We start from the raw sequence: 17679 nt of genomic DNA on the forward strand, positions 1-17679 counted from the left end.
CGCACCGGCACCGGCCGGGAGCGCTTGACCCGCACGGCCAGCGGCAGCGGCCGGGCGTGGCCGACGCCGGCCGCGGATCAGCGGGTCAGCTCCTTGGCCAGCAGCTCGGCGATCTGGGCGGTGTTCAACGCGGCGCCCTTGCGCAGGTTGTCGCCGGTGACGAAGAGGTCGAGGGCGCGCGGGTCGTCGACCGCGCGACGGATCCGGCCGACCCAGGACGGGTCGGTGCCCACCGCGTCGATGGGCATCGGGAACTCGCCGGCGGCCGGGTCGTCGACCAGGATCACGCCGGGCGCGTTGCGCAGCACCTCGCGGGCGCCCTCGGCGTCGACCTCGGTGGCGAAGACCGCGTGCACCGCGACCGAGTGACCGGTCACCACGGGCACCCGGACACAGGTCGCGGAGACCTTGAGGTCGGGCAGCCCGAGAATCTTCCGCGACTCGTTGCGCATCTTCAGCTCCTCGGACGACCAGCCGCCGTCCGCGAGCGAGCCGGCCCAGGGCACCACGTTGAGCGCGAGCGGCGCCGGAAACGGGCCCAGCTCGTCGCCGACCGCCTGCCGGACGTCGCCCGGCCGGGAGCCGAGCACCCGGTCCCCGGCGATCTTGCCGAGCTGGGCGTGCAGCGCGTCCACGCCGGCCTGCCCCGCCCCGGAGACCGCCTGGTACGACGCGAGCACCAGCTCGCGCAGCCCGTACTCGCGGTGCAGCGGGGCGATCGCCACGATCATCGCCAGGGTGGTGCAGTTGGCGTTGGCGATGATCCCCTTCGGCCGGTTGCGGACCTGCTCCGGGTTGATCTCCGGGACGACCAGCGGCACGTCACGGTCCATCCGGAACGCCCCGGAGTTGTCCACCGCGACCGCGCCGCGGCTGACCGCGACCGGCGCCCACTCGGCCGAGACCGCGTCCGGGACGTCGAACATCGCCACGTCGACGCCGTCGAACGCCTCGGGGGTGAGCGCCTGGACGGTCAGCGACTCGCCCCGGCACTGGATCTGGCGGCCGACCGAGCGCTCGGAGGCGAGCAACCGGATCTCGCCCCACACGTTGCGCCGGGAGGAGAGGATCTGGCACATCACCGTGCCGACGGCACCGGTCGCCCCGACCACGGCGAGGGTGGGCAGCGACGACATCCGCGCTACCGCCCGGTCCCGGCGTAGACGACGGCTTCGGTGTCACCACCCAGCTCGAAGGCGTCGTGGATGGCCCGGACCGCCTTGTCGAGGTCGGTGTCCCGGCAGACCACGGAGACCCGGATCTCCGAGGTGGAGATCATTTCGATGTTGACCCCGGCCGCGCCGAGGGCGGCGAAGAAGCCGGCCGCGACACCCGGGTGCGAGCGCATGCCGGCGCCGATCAGGGAGACCTTGCCGACGTGGTCGTCGTAGAGCAGGCCCTTGAACTTGACCTGCTCCTGGATCTTGCTGAGGGCGGCCATGGCGGTCGGGCCGTCGGTCTTGGGCAGCGTGAAGGAGATGTCCGTGCGGCCGGTGCCCTCGGTGGACACGTTCTGCACGATCATGTCGATGTTGATCTCGGCGCCGGCCACGGTGTCGAAGATCCGCGCGGCGGCGCCCGGCTCGTCGGGCACCCCGACGATGGTGATCTTCGCCTCGCTGCGGTCGTGGGCGACCCCGGTGATCAGTGCCTGTTCCACAGGAAGGTCCTCCATCGATCCGGTGACCATCGTGCCGGTGTTGGTCGAGTATGACGAACGGACGTGGATCGGCAACCCCGCGCGCCGGGCGTACTCGACGCTGCGCAGGTGCAGCACCTTCGCGCCGCAGGCGGCCAGTTCCAGCATCTCCTCGTAGGTGATGTGCTTGATGTGCCGGGCGTTCGGCACGATCCGCGGGTCGGCCGTGAAGACGCCGTCCACGTCGGTGTAGATCTCGCAGACGTCCGCGTCGAGCGCGGCGGCGAGGGCCACGGCGGTGGTGTCCGACCCGCCCCGGCCCAGCGTGGTGACGTCCTTGGTGTCCTGCGAGACGCCCTGGAAGCCGGCCACGATGACCACGGCGCCCTCGTCCAGCGCGCCCTTGAGGCGGCCCGGGGTGACGTCGATGATCCGCGCCCGGCCGTGCACCGAGGTGGTGAGCACGCCGGCCTGCGAGCCGGTGAACGAGCGGGCCTCGTAGCCCAGGTTGTGGATGGCCATGGCCAGCAGCGCCATGGAGATCCGCTCCCCGGCGGTGAGCAGCATGTCCAGTTCGCGGCCGGGCGGCAGCGGGCTGACCTGGTTGGCCAGGTCGAGCAGCTCGTCGGTGGTGTCTCCCATGGCGGAGACCACCACGACGACGTCGTCGCCGGCCTTGCGGGCGGCCACGATGCGCTCGGCCACCCGCTTGATCCGCTCGGCGTTGGCGACGGAGGACCCGCCGTACTTCTGCACCACGAGTGCCACGACGGTGCACTCCCTCCCAGCGACGACCCTGAGCGTGCCGGCGCCGCCGGTTTCTTCGGTCCGGCGGCGCGTGTCAGACCTCCCCAGGGTATCGGGCGGCGCGCGGCGCCGGGTCGGGTGATCCCACCATCCGGCCCCGGCGTGCGGCGGCCCACCGGCACCGACCCGGCCGGACGACACGCCGGCCGGTACACCCGCACGGCGGGCTCGCCGGAGCCCCGCCGGCACCGCAGAATGTCCCGGTGCACGCACACCGACGCGCGGCCCGGCGACTGACCGGAGCCCTGGCGCTCACCCTGCCCGCGCTCCTGGTCGCCTGCACCGCCGACCCGCCGAGCCCGGCCCCGACCAGCACCGCCGACCCCGTCCCGGCCGAGGTGGACGCCGCGCGGGACGAGCTCGCCGCGCTGGCGGCCGCCGCCCAGGACCGGCACCTCACCGCCACGTACACCTTCGCGCCGGCCGACGGCACGACCCGGACGGTCGCGGTGACCAGTGCGAACGACGGCACCTGGCGGGTGGACGTGCCCGGTTGGGGACGGGGCGGCACGGTCGACGTCTCGCTCGCCGCCACCGGTGACGGGCTCTTCCAGTGCGCCCTGCCCTCGACCGGGTGGGCGCAGCCGGCGGGCTGCGTACGCCTCGGCGACGCCGACGACGCCGTGCCCCGGAAGCTGGACCCGCGGGTGCAGCACCCGTTCACCGACTGGCTGGACGTGCTCACCGACCGGCGTGCCCCGCTCGCCGTCTCGCCGGCCACCCCGCTGCCCGGGGTGCACGGCGAGTGCTACTCGGTCGAGTCGACCTCCGCCTCGCTGAACGCTCCGCTGGACGTGGGGATCTACTGCTACCTGCCGGACGGCACGCCGGCCGCGGTCCGGGCCGCCTTCGGCACGCTGACGCTGGCCGGCGAGCCGGGTGCGGCGCCGGCCACCGTGCCGCTGGCCGGGCCGGTCAGCGAGGGCGAGCCGGTGAGCCGGGACGCGCCGTCGCCGACCGACAGCCCGAGCGCGGGAACGCCCTGACCCTGATGTCCGTTACGGGTGCTCTTGACCACACATGACGGGGGTCGAGCGCCCGGGCAAAACACCCATCAGGGATGCTTCACCCATGCCTGACCTCACCCCGCTGCTCGCGTTCCGCTGGAGCCCCCGCGCCTTCGACCCGGCCGCCGAGCTGACCGGCGACGAGGCCACCTCCCTGCTGGAGGCCGCCCGCTGGGCGCCCTCGGCCGGCAACGCCCAGCCGTGGCGCTTCGCGCTCGGCCACCGGGAGGACGAGACGTGGAAGCGCATCCTGGTCAACCTGCCCGAGGGTGACCAACGCTGGGTGCGGCACGCCTCCGCCCTGGTCGTCGGCGCGCACACCGGCGGCGACCCGGAGCGGGCCGCGTACGACCTGGGCCAGGCGGTCGCCCACCTGACCGTGCAGGCCACCGCGCTCGGCCTGCACGTGCACCAGCTCACCCGCTTCGACCGCGCCGGCCTCGCCACCGAGCTGGACCTGGCGGTCGAGGTCCGGCCCCTGGTGGTGGCCGCGGTCGGCCGGCTCGGGGACCCGTTCGCGCTCCCCGAGGACCTCCGGGACCGGGAGACCGCACTGCGCCGCCGCCGGCCGCTCGCGGCCCTGCTCCTGGGCTGATCCCCCGACCGGGCCGGTCACCCGCCGCGGCTGGCCCGGACCAGGACCGTCGCGGCGTCGGTGTTGCGGTAGAGGACGTGCCGGCCCTGCCGGGATCGGGACACCAGCCCGGCGGCGTGCAGCGCGGCCAGGTGCTGCGACACGTTCCCACCCGACATCCCGGTGCGCCGGGCCAGGTCCGTGGTGGTGGCCGCCGCGTCGAGCAGGTGCAGCAGCGCGGCCCGGCCGGCGCCGACCACCCGCGCCAGGGCGTCACCGGGCGGTGCCTCGACCGTCTCCCAGAGTGTGCCCACCGCCCGGACCGGGTACGCCCCGGCCGGCAGCGAATCCTCCAGCAGGTTCCACAGCACCCGCCGGTCGGTGAACACGCTCGGGTTCAACGCCAGCCCGCGCCCGCGGAGGTCGAAGTCCCGCTCGAACGGGTCGTCGCTGACCACCCGGTCGCCGAGCCAGCGCAGGCTCGGGTGGAGCTGCGCGAACAGCCGGCCGGCACCACCCTCGGCGAGCTGGGCGGCGCGGTACGCGACATCGGCGTCGAGCAGCGCCTGCATCCGCGTCCAGTCCGGCGCGATCGCCTCGTCGTACCAGATCCGCACCGCGTCGACGAGCTGCGGCAGCAGCGCCCGGGGGTCGGCGAGCAGCGCCCGCCCGAACGGGCTCAGCGGTCCTCGCGGGGTGGTCGCCAGCAGGTCCTGGACCACCACGTCCGGCGGCGTCGCCGCGATCTGGTCGAGCTGCTCGATGATCTCCACACCCGGTCGGGCGGCCGGGGTGAGGAAATCGGGCAGCCAGCGGCGCGGACGGGCCAGCTCCCGCAGCGGGCGGACCCGGTCGGCCACCTCCGGCCGGCCCAGCGTCGCCCGAGCCCGGTCGATCCAGGGCAGGTGCACGGCGTAGCGGACCGGATCCCCCAGCGCCCACATGCTCATGACCGTCTCGTTGACCGGTGAGACGGCGAACCGCACTCCCGCGACGTCGGCCAGGCTGAACCGCAACTCGGACACGCGCACCCCCCGACGCAGGATTCGCCACAGACTAAAAGGCTCGACGGGCTCCGTGGGGGCGCGGTTCACTCACCGGCCATGGGGGCCAGAGACACCATCCGCACCGCCGTCCGGCACGTCGTACCGCCCGCCGGGCTGACCCGCGCCCTGGCCGTGCAGGCCATGGTCTACGCCGTCGGCGGCGGCCTGTTCCAGGCGGGCAGCGCCGTCTTCTTCACCCGGGCGCTCGGGCTCAGCGCCGCCCAGGTGGGGCTGGGCCTGTCCATCGCGGCCGGGGTGTCGCTGCTGGGCACGGTGCCGCTGGGCGGGCTCACCGACCGGTACGGGCCGCAGCGGGTCTGGGTGGTCGCGCTGGTGCTGGACGGGGCGCTCTTCGCGACGTACCCGTTCGTGGGCGGGTTCGCCGGGTTCCTCGCCGTGGTGGTGGCCCTGGCCGCCGTGGACGCCGCGGCCGGCGTGGCCCGGCAGGTCTACTCGATCAACGCGCTCCCGCCGGCCGAGCGGGTCACCGCGATGGCCTACCAGCGCTCGCTGCTGAACGTCGGGTTCGGGCTCGGCGCGGCCATCAGCGGGCTGGTGCTGGCTGTGGACACGATCGCGGCGTACCGGGGGATGGTCTGGTTCATCGCGGCGGTCTTCGGTGTGACGGCGCTGTTCGTGCGGCGGCTGCCCCGGCTGCCGCAGGCGGCCCGCCCGGTGGAGCCGATGAGCCGGCTCGCCGTGCTGCGGGACCGCCCGTTCATGGCGGTGTCCCTGCTGTCCGGGCTGCTCACCGCGCACCAGACGCTCTACCTGACCGTGATGCCGCTCTGGATTCTCACCCGCACCGACGCGCCGAAGACGGTGATCGCCGGGCTGGTGGTGCTCAACACGGTCCTCATCGTGCTGCTCCAGGTGCGCGCCAGCCGGGGGGCCGACAGTGCGCCGGGCGCCGCCCGGGCGTCCCGCCGGGGCGCCCTGCTGATCGCCGTGTTCTGCCTGGTCCTGCCGATCTCCGGGGTGACCCAGGGCGCGCTAACCGTGGTGGTGCTGGTGGCCGCCGCGATGCTGCTGATCGTCGCCGAGCTGGTCGAGTCGGCGGGCACCTGGGGGCTCACCGCCGCCCTGCCGCCGGCCGCCCAGCGCGGCGCGTACGTGGGGGCGTTCCGACTCGGCACGCAGTTGCAGTACCTGATCGCCCCGGCGGGGCTCACCGCCCTGGGGGTGACCACCGGCGGCTGGGGCTGGTACCCGACGGCGGCCGTCTTCGCGCTGGTCGGGCTGGCGATCGTGCCCGCGGTGGCCTGGGCCGGGCGGACGCCGCGCCTGGGCGCCGTGGCACCGGAGGAGGCCGTGACACCGGTCCCATAGTCCGGACCTGGCTTCCCACCGACGATCTCACCACGTAGGGTGACCTTGTCATGTGGCGGGCGTACCTTCTCCTTCGCTGCCGCGACGAGGCCTGACCGGCCGGCACCTCGTCGCGGAGTTGAACCGCGCCGTCCAGCACATCCGAACTTCTTCTCGGCACCGCCGCGGCACCGTCGCCCGGCATCTCGCCGACACCTTCCGATCTGCTGACGCCACATGTTCCCAGGGAGCACTCCGAGATGGCTCAACCTGTCACCGACGCCGAGACCGATCCGATCGCCCGGCAGCGCCCCAGCCGGATGCCGTTCCAGCGTTACCTGCCCTACCACCAGCAGTTCCGGTTCGACCTGCCGGACCGTGCCTGGCCCACCCGCCGCGTCGAGGCCGCGCCCCGCTGGTGCGCCGTGGACCTCCGCGACGGCAACCAGGCCCTGATCGACCCGATGTCGCCCGAGCGCAAGCGCCGGATGTTCCAGCTGCTGGTGCAGATGGGCTACAAGGAGATCGAGGTCGGCTTCCCCTCGGCCAGCCAGACCGACTTCGACTTCGTCCGGCAGCTGATCGAGCAGGACCTGATCCCGGAGGACGTCACCATCCAGGTGCTGACCCAGTGCCGGGAGCACCTGATCGACCGGACCTTCGAGTCGCTGCGCGGCGCGCGCCGGGCCATCGTGCACTTCTACAACTCCACCTCGACGCTCCAGCGCCGGGTGGTCTTCGGCCTGGACCGGGACGGCATCACCGACATCGCCACGACGGGCGCGCGGCTCTGCCAGAAGTACGCGGAGATCCACACGCCGGACACCGACGTCCACTACGAGTACTCGCCGGAGTCGTACACGGGCACCGAGCTGGAGTACGCGCTGGAGGTCTGCGCCAAGGTCATCGAGGTGGTCGACCCCACCCCGGACCGGAAGCTGATCGTCAACCTGCCGGCCACCGTCGAGATGGCCATGCCGAACGTCTACGCCGACTCGATCGAGTGGATGCACCGGCACCTGCCCCGCCGGGACAGCCTGGTGCTGAGCCTGCACCCGCACAACGACCGGGGCACCGGGGTGGCCGCCGCCGAGCTGGGCCTGCTGGCCGGCGCCGACCGGATCGAGGGCTGCCTGTTCGGCAACGGCGAGCGCACCGGCAACGTCGACCTGGTCACCCTGGGGCTGAACCTGTTCTCGCAGGGCATCGACCCGATGATCGACTTCTCGAACATCGACGAGGTCAAGCGCGCCGTCGAGTACTGCAACCAGCTGCCGGTGCACGAGCGCCACCCGTACGCGGGCGACCTGGTCTACACCGCCTTCTCCGGCTCCCATCAGGACGCGATCAAGAAGGGCTTCGACGCGCTGCACGTCGACGCGGCGGCGGCCGGGGTGCCGGTCGACGAGTTCACCTGGGCCGTGCCCTACCTGCCGATCGACCCGAAGGACCTGGGCCGCACCTACGAGGCGGTCATCCGGGTCAACTCGCAGTCCGGCAAGGGCGGCGTCGCGTACATCATGAAGTCCGAGCACCAGCTCGACCTGCCGCGCCGCCTCCAGATCGAGTTCTCCGGCGTGGTCCAGCAGGTCACCGACCACGACGGCGGCGAGGTCGAGCCGGGCACCATGTGGGAGATCTTCGCCCGCAACTATCTGGTCGACCACCAGGTCGACCCGGCCGTCACCCTGGCCGGCTACGCCATCGGCACCGTCGAGGGCAAGGTCGAGATCGAGGCCCGGGTCGGCTGCGACGGCGACGTCCAGCCGCTCACCGCGGTCGGCAACGGCCCGATCGACGCGTACGTCAACGCGCTGCAGTCGCTGGGCGTGGCCGTACGGGTGCTCGACTACCACGAGCACGCGCTCTCCTCCGGCGGGGACGCGCAGGCCGCCGCGTACGTGGAGTGCGAGGTGGACGGCCGGACCGTCTGGGGCGTCGGGGTGGACGCCAACATCGTGACCGCCTCGATCAAGGCGGTCACCAGCGCGGTCAACCGCGCCCGGAGCTGACGGAGAGCTGGTCGGGCCCGCCGTGCGGGCCCGACCAGCCGCTCAGACCGGCACGACGGTGGGGCTGCCGTCGTCGAGGACGACTGCCTGCGCCACGATCACCCGCTGCCCGTCGAAGGTGGCCGCCGGCGAGCCGTGCAGCCGGTAGCCGTCGGCCAGCGCCTCGCTGACCCGCCGGCAGAAGTCGGCGTCGTCCGGCCCGGTGAGCAGCCGGTACCGCAGCCGGGCCGTCGTCCCGCTCTCCTGATCACCCATGGTCCGACGCTAACAGCACCGCCGGTCACCGCCCGGCCGGCGGCGTCGGGGCGCCGGGCGCGGTTCGCGCCGGGCGGTGGATCAGCAGGCCGGCCAGCACCGCCCCGACCAGCAGCAGGCCGGCGCACCAGAGCAGCGCCCCGCGGAACGCGCCGGCCAGCGCGGCCTTCTGCTCGTAGCCGCTCCCGGAGAGGCCGACCAGCAGCGGCAGCGCGGCCACCGCGAGCAGGCCGCCGGCCCGGGCGGCGGCGTTGTTGAAGCCGCTCGCCACCCCGGCGAACCGGTCCGCCACGGCGGCCAGCACGGAGGCGGTCAGCGGGGCGACCACCAGGGTGAGCCCCGCGCCGAACAGCAGCACCCCGGGCAGCACGTCCACCCAGTACGACGCCCCGGGCCCGACCCGGCGCAGCAGCAGCAGGCCGGCCGCGGCGACCACCGGGCCGACGGTGAGCGGCAGCCGGGGGCCGATCCGGGCGGCGAGCGCCCCGGCCCGCGCCGAGCCGACCAGCAGCAGCAGGGTCATCGGCACGGTGGCCAGGCCGGTGAGCAGCGCCGACCAGCCGACCACGTTCTGCAGGTAGACGGCCAGGAAGAAGGTGAAGCCGCCCAGCGCCGCGTAGACGATCACGGTGAAGATGTTCAGCACCGAGAAGAGCCGGCTGCTGAACAGCCCGGTGGGCAGCATGGCGGTGTCGCCGCGGCGCCGCTCGACCAGCACGAAGACCACCGCACCGAGCACCCCGACCACCGCCGCGGCCAGCACCGCCGGCGAGCCGGCACCGCGCGCCGGCTCGTCGATCAGGGCGTACGTGACGCCGCCGAGGGCCAGCGCGCCGAGCAGCGCGCCGGCCACGTCGAACCGCCGGCCGGCTCCGGTACGCGAGACGGCCTCGTCGCAGCTCTCCGGCACCCAGCGCAGCGCGGCGAGCACCACCCCGACGGCCAGCGGCAGGTTGACGAAGAAGATCCACCGCCAGGAGAGCGCGTCGATCAGCCAGCCGCCGAGCAGCGGGCCGAGCGCCGTGGACACCCCGGAGAGCCCGGACCAGGTGCCGATGGCCCGGGCCCGGTCGTCCGGGTCGAAGCTGGCCTGGAGCACGGAGAGCGAGCCGGGGGTGAGCAGCGCCCCGCCAGCGCCCTGGAGGAACCGGGCGGCGATCAGCCAGCCGGTGCCCTGGGCCAGCCCGCAGAGCATCGACGCCACGGCGAACCACACCACCCCGACCAGGAAGACCCGCCGCCGCCCGAACCGGTCGCCTAGCGCGCCGCCGAGCAGCACGAACGCGGCCAGCATCAGCAGGTACCCGTTGACCGTCCACTGCAGACCGGCGACGGTGGCGTCGAGTTCGGCGCCGAGCCGGGGCAGCGCCACGGTGACCACGGTGCTGTCCAGGAAGACCATGCCCGAGGCGAGGATCGCCGCGAGCAGCGTGCCGCGACCGGCGGCGGTGCCGATACGCAGCGCGGGAGCGGGTGCGGTCATGGGTAACCACTCTGCCCGGCCCTCCACTTCCGACGCCACGAATCACGGAAACCGTCGCCGGGTACTGTGCGGACTCGCCGGGAGCCCGCAAGCTGGAGAGGTGTCGTCTGTGCGTACGAGATCAGGAGTCCACGCCGGGATGGCCGCCGCGCTCACCGCGGTGCTCGCCCTCGGCGTCACCGGATGCGTGCCGGTCGACGAGCCGGACACGCCGCCCAGCGCCGCCGGCAACGTCGACCAGCAGCTCAGTGAGCTGACCGTCGCCGCCGCCGGGTCGATGAAGGGCTACAGCCGGACCCGCTTCCCGCACTGGCGGGACACCGGCAAGAACTGCGACGTGCGGGACACCGTGCTGCAACGGGACGGCGAGGGCATCAAGCTCTCCGGGTGCAACGTGGTGGGCGGCCGCTGGGAGAGCGCGTACGACGGGCTGGCGCTGACCGATCCGGCCGACGTGGACATCGACCACATGGTGCCGCTGGCCAACGCCTGGCGCTCCGGAGCCGACGAGTGGGACGACTCGAAGCGCGGCGACTTCGCCAACGACCTGACCCGGCCGCAGCTCATCGCGGTTTCCCTCCGCTCCAACCGGGCAAAGGGTGACCAGGACCCGTCCCAGTGGAAGCCGGCGAACCGCTCGTACTGGTGCCAGTACGCCGCGGACTGGGTGACGGTCAAGCACTACTGGCGGCTGACGGTGACCAGTGCCGAGAAGGCCGCCCTCACCGACATGTTGGAGGGCTGCACATGGGCGAACAAGCCGTGACCGGTGCCGGTGGCGCGCCGGCGCCGGAGGGAACGCCGGACACCACGGGCGGGGACGCCGCGGCGGCCGCCGGTGGCGCGACCGCGCCGGGGCCGACCTCGGCCGGGATGACGGCCGACGGCACGCCGTCCGCCCCCGCCGACGTGTCCGGCGCCGGGATGTCCGCCGACGCCACGCCGGCCGCGCCCGCGGCTGCCCCGCCGGCGCCCGGGGCCCCGGAACGCACCAGCGACATCACCGCCGGCCCGGGTGGGGTGATGACCGACGAGGTAGGCGTGGTGACCGGCGACCTGACGCTGCGCACCGAGTACGCCGACGGCCAGGTCACCCTGCGGGTGCAGTACAAGGACGCCGACGAGTGGTACGCGGTGACCGGCGGCCGGGTGCCGCTGGCCGATCCGGCCGCGCTGGACGCCGTGCACACCGTCGCGGTGGCCCTGCTCCACCGCCCCGAGGGCTGACCCCGGTCCGAACGCGACGAGGCCCCTTCCCCGCCCGGGGAAGGGGCCTCGTGTCGTCACGTCACGGGGTGGGGATCAGCTCCCCGGTGTCGCCCGGCGCCGCGCCGTCGTCCGGCCGGACCAGCTCCGGCTCCACCTCGTGCGGCCGGATCCGGCCGGCCGCGATGTCCTCCGCGTAGTGGCAGGCCACCCGGTGCCCGCCCAGCACCTCGCGCAGCGCCGGCCGTTCCTCGGCGCACCGGGTCGGCTGGGCCCACGGGCACCGGGTGTGGAACCGGCAGCCGGGCGGCGGGTTCGTCGGCGAGGGCAGGTCGCCCGCGAGCAGGATCCGCTCCCGCCGGTCCTCCACCTGCGGGTCCGGCACCGGCACCGCCGACATGAGCGCCTTGGTGTACGGGTGCATCGGCTCCCGGTAGAGGTCGTCGCTGGACGCCTCCTCCACCAGGCCGCCGAGGTACATCACCCCGACGGTGTCGGCGATGTGCCGGACCACCGCCAGGTCGTGGGCGATGATCAGGTACGTCAGGCCGTGCTCGTTCTGCAGCTCCTCCAGCAGGTTGATCACCTGCGCCTGGATCGACACGTCGAGCGCGGAGACCGGCTCGTCGGCGACGATCAGGTCGGGGTCGAGCACCAGCGCCCGGGCGATGCCGATGCGCTGCCGCTGCCCGCCGGAGAACTCGTGCGGGTACTTGCTCAGCGCCGAGGCGGGCAGGCCGACCGCGGCGAGCGCCTCCCGGAGCCGCTTGGTGGTGGCCGCCTTGTCCTTGGCCAGGCCGTGCGCCTTGAGGCCCTCGACCAGCAGCGACTCCACCGACTGGCGGGGGTCGAGGCTGGACAGCGGGTCCTGGAAGATCATCTGGATGCGGCGGCGCATCCGGCGCATCGACTCGCCCTTGAGCGCGCGGATGTCGGTGCCGTCGAAGACGATCTCGCCGTCGGTCGGCTCGACCAGCCGCAGCAGGCCTCGGCCGAGGGTGGACTTGCCACACCCCGACTCGCCCACCAGCCCGTACGTCTCGCCCTTGTTGATGGTGAGCGAGACGCCGTCGACGGCGTAGACGTGGCCGACGGTGCGGTCGAAGAGCACGCCGCTCTTGATCGGGAAGTGGACCTTGACGTCGCGCAGTTCGACAAGTGGTCCGGTCCGCTCGGTCGACTCGGTCACGGCACCGCCACCTCCTCGGAAACGGGGTTGTTGCAGCGCAGGTCGCCGCCGGTCGCGGTGGGTTCGAGCGGAGGCGTGCCCTCCAGGCAGGCGTCCACCACGTTGTCGCAGCGGGGGGCGAACGCGCACCCCTCGCCCCACGGGATGTTGTCGGCCACCGAGCCGCGGATGGCGTGCAGCCGCTCGCCGCGCGGCGAGTCCAGCCGCGGCACCGAGCTCAGCAGCCCGTGCGTGTACGGGTGCCGCGGCCGGGCGAACAGCTCGTGCCGGGCGGCCCGCTCGACCACCTTGCCGCCGTAGAGCACGTTGACCGTGTCGCAGAGGCCGGCCACGACGCCCAGGTCGTGCGTGATCATGATCAGGGCGGTGCCGGTCTCGTCGACGAGCTGCTTGAGCAGGGTGAGGATCTGCGCCTGGATGGTCACGTCCAGCGCGGTGGTCGGCTCGTCCGCGATGAGCAGCCGCGGCTTGCAGGCCAGCGCGGTGGCGATCAGGGCGCGCTGCCGCATGCCGCCGGAGATCTGGTGCGGGTACTCCTTGAGCCGCCGCATCGGGTCCGGGATGCCGACCGCGTCGAGCAGCTCCCGGGCCTCCTTCATGGCCGCCTTGCGGTCCATCCCGCGGTGCCGCTCCAGCACCTCGGCCACCTGCGTGCCGATCGGCACGACCGGGTTCAGCGAGGAGAGCGGGTCCTGGAAGATCATGCCGATGTCCCGGCCGCGCCGGTCCCGCATGTCGTCCGGGCGCAGCTTCAGCAGGTCGGCGCCGTCGAAGTTCACCTCGCCGGTGACCTTGTTGCCCCGCCGGGGCAGCAGGCCCATGATCGCCAGGCTGGTCACGCTCTTGCCGCAGCCGGACTCGCCGACCAGGCCCACGGTCTGCCCCGGCTCCACGCTGAAGCTGACCTTGTCGACCGCCGTGAACGGCCGCTCACCGCGACGCTGGAACACCACGCTCAGATCGCGTACGTCGAGCAGGCTCATCGGGTCACTTCCTCATCGTGCTGGTCCGTTGTCGCCATCGCCGTCACCGCCGGCTCTTCGGGTCGATCGCCTCGCGCATGCCCTCGCCCAGCAGGGTGAAGCCCAGCGCGACCACGATGATCGCGACGGCCGGGTAGTAGGCCAGTTCCGGCCGGACCTCGAAGTAGCGCTGACCGTCCACACCGAGCATCAGGCCCCACTCGGCCCGGTTGATGTCCGGGTCACCGAGACCGAGGAAGGAGAGCGACGCCGCCTCCAGGATCGCGGTGGAGAGGGTCAGCGTGGCCTGCACGATCACGGCGGTCATCGCGTTGGGCAGCATGTGCCGGAGCACGATCGACCCCTGCTTGACGCCGAGTGCCCGGGCGGCCAGCACGTGGTCGCTCTCCCGCTGGGCGAGCATCGACCCGCGTAGCAGCCGGGCGAAGATCGGCACGTTGACGATGGCCACCGCCAGGATCACCGTCCACTGGCTGGACCGGCTGGCCATGGCCACCAGGCTGATCGCCAGCAGCAGCGCCGGCAGGGCCAGCATCACGTCGGTGAAGCGCATCAGGATGTTGTCGACCCAGCCGCCGAAGGCCCCGGCGACCGCGCCGACCAGCACGCCCAGGGCCAACCCGATGAGCGTGGCGAGCACGCCGACGAACAGGGTCTGCCGGCTGCCGTGGATCATGCGGGACAGGAAGTCCCGGCCGAGCGGGTCGGAGCCGAGCGGGAACTCGCTGCTGGCGCCGGGGATGTTGTCGACGGTGAGGTTCTTCGTCAGTTCGTCGAAGCGCTGCGCCGGGTCGTGCGGCGCGAGCAGCGGCGCGAAGATCGCGACCAGGATGAAGATCGCCACGATGGACGCGCCGACGATCGCCGTCGGGTTGCGCCGCAGCCGGCGGAACGCGTCCCGGACCAGGCTCACGCCGCCCTTGTCGGCGGTGGCCTGGGCCAGCTGCTCCAGCCGGGCGCGCTTGCGCTCGCCGAGCCGGTCGATGCCGCGCGGCAGGGTGCCCTCGCGCTTCTCCTCGACGGCGGCGGGGTCCACGCTCTCGCGCGGGGTGCCCACGGTGGGCCGGGTGATCGGGTCACTCATCGCACACGCACCCTCGGGTCGATGAAGGCGTAGGAGAGGTCGACCAGAAGGTTGACCAGCACGAAGACCAGCGCGGCCAGCAGGATCAGCGCCTGGAGCACCGGGTAGTCGCGGCCGCCGCTGATCGAGTTGTAGATCAGCGTGCCGAGGCCGCCCCAGTTGTACACCCGCTCGGTGAGCACCGCGCCGGACAGCAACGCGCCGGTCTGCAGGCCGATGGTGGTGACCACCGGCAGCAGGGCGTTCCGCAGGATGTGCCGGCCGCGGATGGTCTTGTGCCGCAGGCCCTTCGCCTCGGCGGTGCGGACGTAGTCCTCGTTGAGCACGTCGAGCACGCTGGCCCGCGTGATCCGGACGATCACCGCGAGCGGGATGGTGGCCAGGGTGAGCGCCGGCAGGATCAGGTGCCACAGCGCGTCACCGGCGGCGTCGAACTCCCGCGTGAGCAGCCCGTCGAGGACGAAGAAGCCTGTCACGTCGGTGTTGTCCACCCCGGTGCTGATCCGGCCCGAGGGCGGGAACCAGTGCATGTTCTGGGTGAAGACGTCCTTGAGCAGATAGCCCAGGAAGAAGATCGGGATCGAGATGCCGAGCAGCGTTCCGGCGATGCTCAGGTTGTCGAGCAGCCGGCCGCGGTGCCGGGCGGCGATGTAGCCGAGCGGCACGCCGAGCCCGATGGCGATGATCATGGCGGCCGCGGCCAGCTCGATGGTGGCCGGGAAGGCGCGGCCGATCACCTCGGTGACCGGGTCGCCGCTCCGGATCGAGTTGCCGAAGTCGCCGGTCAGCAGCCGCTGCATGAACTTCGCGTACTGCACCAGGATCGGCTGGTCGTAGCCGAGGGCCTTGATCAGCAGGGCGCGCCGCTCCGGCGTGGCCCGCTCACCGAGCAGCGCCTCGACCGGCCCGCCGGGAAGGTTCCGCAGCCAGACGAAGACCAGCGCGGACAGCCCTATCAGGGTCACCACCAGCTGCAGCAGGCGGCGGACTATGACTCGCAACATCTCTCACACACCAGATTCTCGGTAACAGCGGGTCGGCCCGGGCCGGGAGAGAGAGCCCGGCCCGGGCCGATTCCGCGTACGGCGTCAGCGGTCAGTGGCGCTTCAGCCGACGCTGACGGTGTTGAACCGCTCGTCGGTCAGGGGGCTGGCGACCAGACCCTTGACGTCCTTGGTGACCACGATGGCCGGCGGGGCGTGCCAGACCGGCACGGCCGGCAGCCACTTGGCGGCGATGTCGCGGTTGACCTGCTCCCACGCGGCCTTCTTGCCGGCCTCGTCGACCGTGGCGTCGGCCTTGGTGATGGCGTCGAACATCTCGGTCATCGACTGGTCGCCGAACTCGACCTTGGCGCGGCCGAAGAAGGTGCCGACGAAGTTGCCCGGGTCGTTGTAGTCACCGGTCCAGCCGAGGATGTGCAGGTCGTGCTTGCCGAACTGCTGCACGTCGTCCTTGTAGCCACCGTTCCACGGGCGGGCCACACCGTTGACCTTGATGCCGACGGCCTGCAGGTCGTTGGCCAGGACGGTGAAGATCTCCTGCGGGTTCGGCATGTACGGCCGGGAGACGTCGGTCGGGTAGTAGAAGTTGAGCGTCAGGTTCTCGGCGCCCGCCTCCTTGAGCAGCTGCTTGGCCTTGTCGACGTTGTACTCGTACTTCTGCACGTCCGAGGCGTAGCCGAGCACGGTGTCCGGCATGAACTCGTCGGCGACCTTGGTGCCACCCGGGCCCTTGGTCTGGACGAGCTGCTGGCGGTTGAGGGCGTAGGCGATCGCCTGGCGCACCCGCAGGTCCTTCAGCTTCGGGTTCTTCTGGTTGAAGCCGAGGTAGAGGATGTTGAACGCCGGGCGGTCGAGGACCTGGAAGCCCTCGCCGGAGAGCGCCTTGCGGTCGGCCGGGGCCGGGAAGTCGATGCCCTGGACGGTGCCCGCGCGCAGCTCCTGCTTACGGGTGTTCTCGTCCTCGATGATCTTGATGACGAGCTTGTCGACCTTGGCCTTCTCGCCCCAGTAGTCGGGGTTCCGGTTCAAGGTGATCTCACCCTTGGCCTTGTCCCAGCCGCCGAAGGTGAACGGGCCGGTGCCCACCGGGTGCTCGTTGGCGAACGCGCTGTACTCGAACGAGTCGCCGTTCTGCTTCACCGTGTCGGCGTCGTACTTCTTGAGCGCCTCGGGGCTGGCGATCGAGAGCGCGGTCAGCGCGAAGGCACCCGGGAAGGCACCCTTGTACCGGTTCATCGTGACGACGGCGGTGCCGTCGTCCTTCGCCTCGCACTTGTTGTAGACCGGGTCGCCCGCGCCCTCGGCCTCGTTCTTGGCGAAGCCGCCGAAGACGTCCGAGTAGTAGATCATCTGCGACTGGGCGGCGGCGCCCTTCATGTTGAACCAGCGGTCGAAGTTGAAGCAGACCGCGGCGGCGTTGAAGGGGGTGCCGTCGTGGAACTTCACGTTCTTGCGCAGGTGGAAGGTCCAGACCTTGCCCTCGGGGTCGTGCTCCCAGCTCTCCGCCAGGGCGCCCTGCAGATCGGCCGTACCCGGCTTGTTCTGCACGAGGGTGTCGTACATCTGGCGGATCGGCCGGAACGACTCGCCGTCGTCGTTGAAGATCGGGTCGAAGTTCTTGGGGTTACCGGCGCCCGCGAAGACGAAGGTGCCGCCGGTCTTGGCGCCACCGCTGTCCTCGTCGCGCTCGCTCTTGGCGCAGCCGGACGCTCCGACCGCCAGAGCGGCAGCGGCCGCGAGGGCCACGGCCGCTTTAAGCCTGCTCGCCTGCATCTCTCACCTCTGTCATGCGCATGTTCCACGCCGAGTTGTGACTCAGTCCGTGTGCGGGAGGCTATGACACGACACACAGAATGCGGAACGCCCGTGAGGCAATCGCTATCAAGCCGACACCAAGTGGCCGGGTCTGACAGCTTCCGATCTCGCGACAAACAGGGCTGTCACAGTCGGGAGCAGATAGTGAGAACGGACGGATCGCCGCAAAACGGGCCAGCCAGCGGCCGGTTGGCGCGTACGTGGCGAATCGCACCCGTCCCACATTCCGGATGGGTGGACGATTCCGGCCGGCCCCGCGCACGGGGC

General features: G+C 72.3%; 16 protein-coding genes. 6 read left to right on the forward strand and 10 right to left on the reverse strand.

The features are described 5' to 3' along the window. Positions 1–77: 77 nt before the first annotated feature. Entirely contained in the window at positions 78–1136 is a 1059-nt protein-coding gene (locus ACZ6PY_RS13680) for an aspartate-semialdehyde dehydrogenase (protein WP_262282642.1), read from the reverse strand. A gap of 5 nt (positions 1137–1141) precedes the next feature. Continuing rightward, complete coding sequence (locus tag ACZ6PY_RS13685; protein ID WP_151462326.1) at positions 1142–2407, reverse strand: aspartate kinase; 1266 nt, start codon at positions 2405–2407, stop codon at positions 1142–1144. A gap of 242 nt (positions 2408–2649) precedes the next feature. On the opposite strand from ACZ6PY_RS13685, the gene ACZ6PY_RS13690 reads away from it, so the two are divergent. Both ACZ6PY_RS13690 and ACZ6PY_RS13695 read left to right on the forward strand, forming a co-directional pair. Further along, the gene (locus tag ACZ6PY_RS13690; RefSeq protein ID WP_466071963.1) at positions 2650–3432 is read left to right on the forward strand and encodes a hypothetical protein; all 783 of its coding nucleotides are present in this window, start codon (positions 2650–2652) and stop codon (positions 3430–3432) included. 85 nt (positions 3433–3517) lie between these two features. Further along, entirely contained in the window at positions 3518–4048 is a 531-nt protein-coding gene (locus ACZ6PY_RS13695) for a nitroreductase family protein (RefSeq protein ID WP_466071965.1), read from the forward strand. A gap of 17 nt (positions 4049–4065) precedes the next feature. On the opposite strand, the gene ACZ6PY_RS13700 is transcribed toward ACZ6PY_RS13695, so the two are convergent. After that, positions 4066–5052, reverse strand: coding sequence for an ArsR/SmtB family transcription factor (locus tag ACZ6PY_RS13700; RefSeq protein ID WP_466071967.1), 987 nt, complete (start codon positions 5050–5052; stop codon positions 4066–4068). 78 nt (positions 5053–5130) lie between these two features. Between ACZ6PY_RS13700 and ACZ6PY_RS13705 the strand changes: the two genes are divergently transcribed. Together ACZ6PY_RS13705 and leuA are read left to right on the forward strand one after the other, a co-directional pair. Continuing rightward, a complete protein-coding gene (locus ACZ6PY_RS13705) occupies positions 5131–6402 on the forward strand; it encodes an MFS transporter (protein ID WP_466071969.1) in 1272 nt (423 codons plus the stop codon). Between the two features lie 239 nt (positions 6403–6641). After that, on the forward strand, positions 6642–8393 hold the full coding sequence (gene leuA / locus ACZ6PY_RS13710; protein ID WP_466071971.1) for a 2-isopropylmalate synthase: 1752 nt from the start codon (positions 6642–6644) through the stop codon (positions 8391–8393). Between the two features lie 42 nt (positions 8394–8435). Here the strand turns inward: leuA and ACZ6PY_RS13715 are convergent, their stop codons facing one another. Beyond that, positions 8436–8648: a DUF1737 domain-containing protein gene (locus tag ACZ6PY_RS13715; protein ID WP_466071973.1), complete on the reverse strand. Its 213-nt coding sequence runs from the start codon at positions 8646–8648 to the stop codon at positions 8436–8438. A 25-nt stretch (positions 8649–8673) separates the two neighbouring features. Continuing rightward, positions 8674–10131, reverse strand: coding sequence for an MFS transporter (locus tag ACZ6PY_RS13720; protein WP_466071975.1), 1458 nt, complete (start codon positions 10129–10131; stop codon positions 8674–8676). A 139-nt stretch (positions 10132–10270) separates the two neighbouring features. Here ACZ6PY_RS13720 and ACZ6PY_RS13725 point away from each other — a divergent pair, with 139 nt between their 5' ends. Both ACZ6PY_RS13725 and ACZ6PY_RS13730 read left to right on the forward strand, forming a co-directional pair. Beyond that, on the forward strand, positions 10271–10897 hold the full coding sequence (locus ACZ6PY_RS13725) for an HNH endonuclease family protein (protein WP_466072090.1): 627 nt from the start codon (positions 10271–10273) through the stop codon (positions 10895–10897). Continuing rightward, positions 10879–11358, forward strand: coding sequence for a hypothetical protein (locus tag ACZ6PY_RS13730; protein WP_466071976.1), 480 nt, complete (start codon positions 10879–10881; stop codon positions 11356–11358). Before ACZ6PY_RS13725 ends, ACZ6PY_RS13730 begins: the two co-directional genes overlap by 19 nt. Positions 11359–11419: 61 nt before the next feature. On the opposite strand, the gene ACZ6PY_RS13735 is transcribed toward ACZ6PY_RS13730, so the two are convergent. From ACZ6PY_RS13735 to ACZ6PY_RS13755, 5 genes are all read right to left on the reverse strand, one after another. Continuing rightward, positions 11420–12526: an ABC transporter ATP-binding protein gene (locus ACZ6PY_RS13735; protein ID WP_466071978.1), complete on the reverse strand. Its 1107-nt coding sequence runs from the start codon at positions 12524–12526 to the stop codon at positions 11420–11422. Then, positions 12523–13509: an ABC transporter ATP-binding protein gene (locus tag ACZ6PY_RS13740; protein ID WP_466071980.1), complete on the reverse strand. Its 987-nt coding sequence runs from the start codon at positions 13507–13509 to the stop codon at positions 12523–12525. The genes ACZ6PY_RS13735 and ACZ6PY_RS13740 overlap by 4 nt, the downstream gene beginning before the upstream one ends. 43 nt (positions 13510–13552) lie before the next feature. Then, positions 13553–14593 carry an ABC transporter permease gene (locus ACZ6PY_RS13745; protein WP_466071982.1) on the reverse strand — a complete coding sequence of 347 codons (1041 nt, stop codon included), beginning with the start codon at positions 14591–14593 and terminating at the stop codon, positions 13553–13555. Continuing rightward, positions 14590–15597: an ABC transporter permease gene (locus tag ACZ6PY_RS13750; protein ID WP_466071984.1), complete on the reverse strand. Its 1008-nt coding sequence runs from the start codon at positions 15595–15597 to the stop codon at positions 14590–14592. Before ACZ6PY_RS13750 ends, ACZ6PY_RS13745 begins: the two co-directional genes overlap by 4 nt. Positions 15598–15699: 102 nt before the next feature. Then, positions 15700–17370, reverse strand: a complete 1671-nt coding sequence (locus ACZ6PY_RS13755; protein WP_466071986.1) for an ABC transporter substrate-binding protein — start codon at positions 17368–17370, stop codon at positions 15700–15702. Positions 17371–17679: the final 309 nt, after the last annotated feature.

It is taken from the genome of Micromonospora sp. NPDC048907 (genome assembly GCF_055586885.1).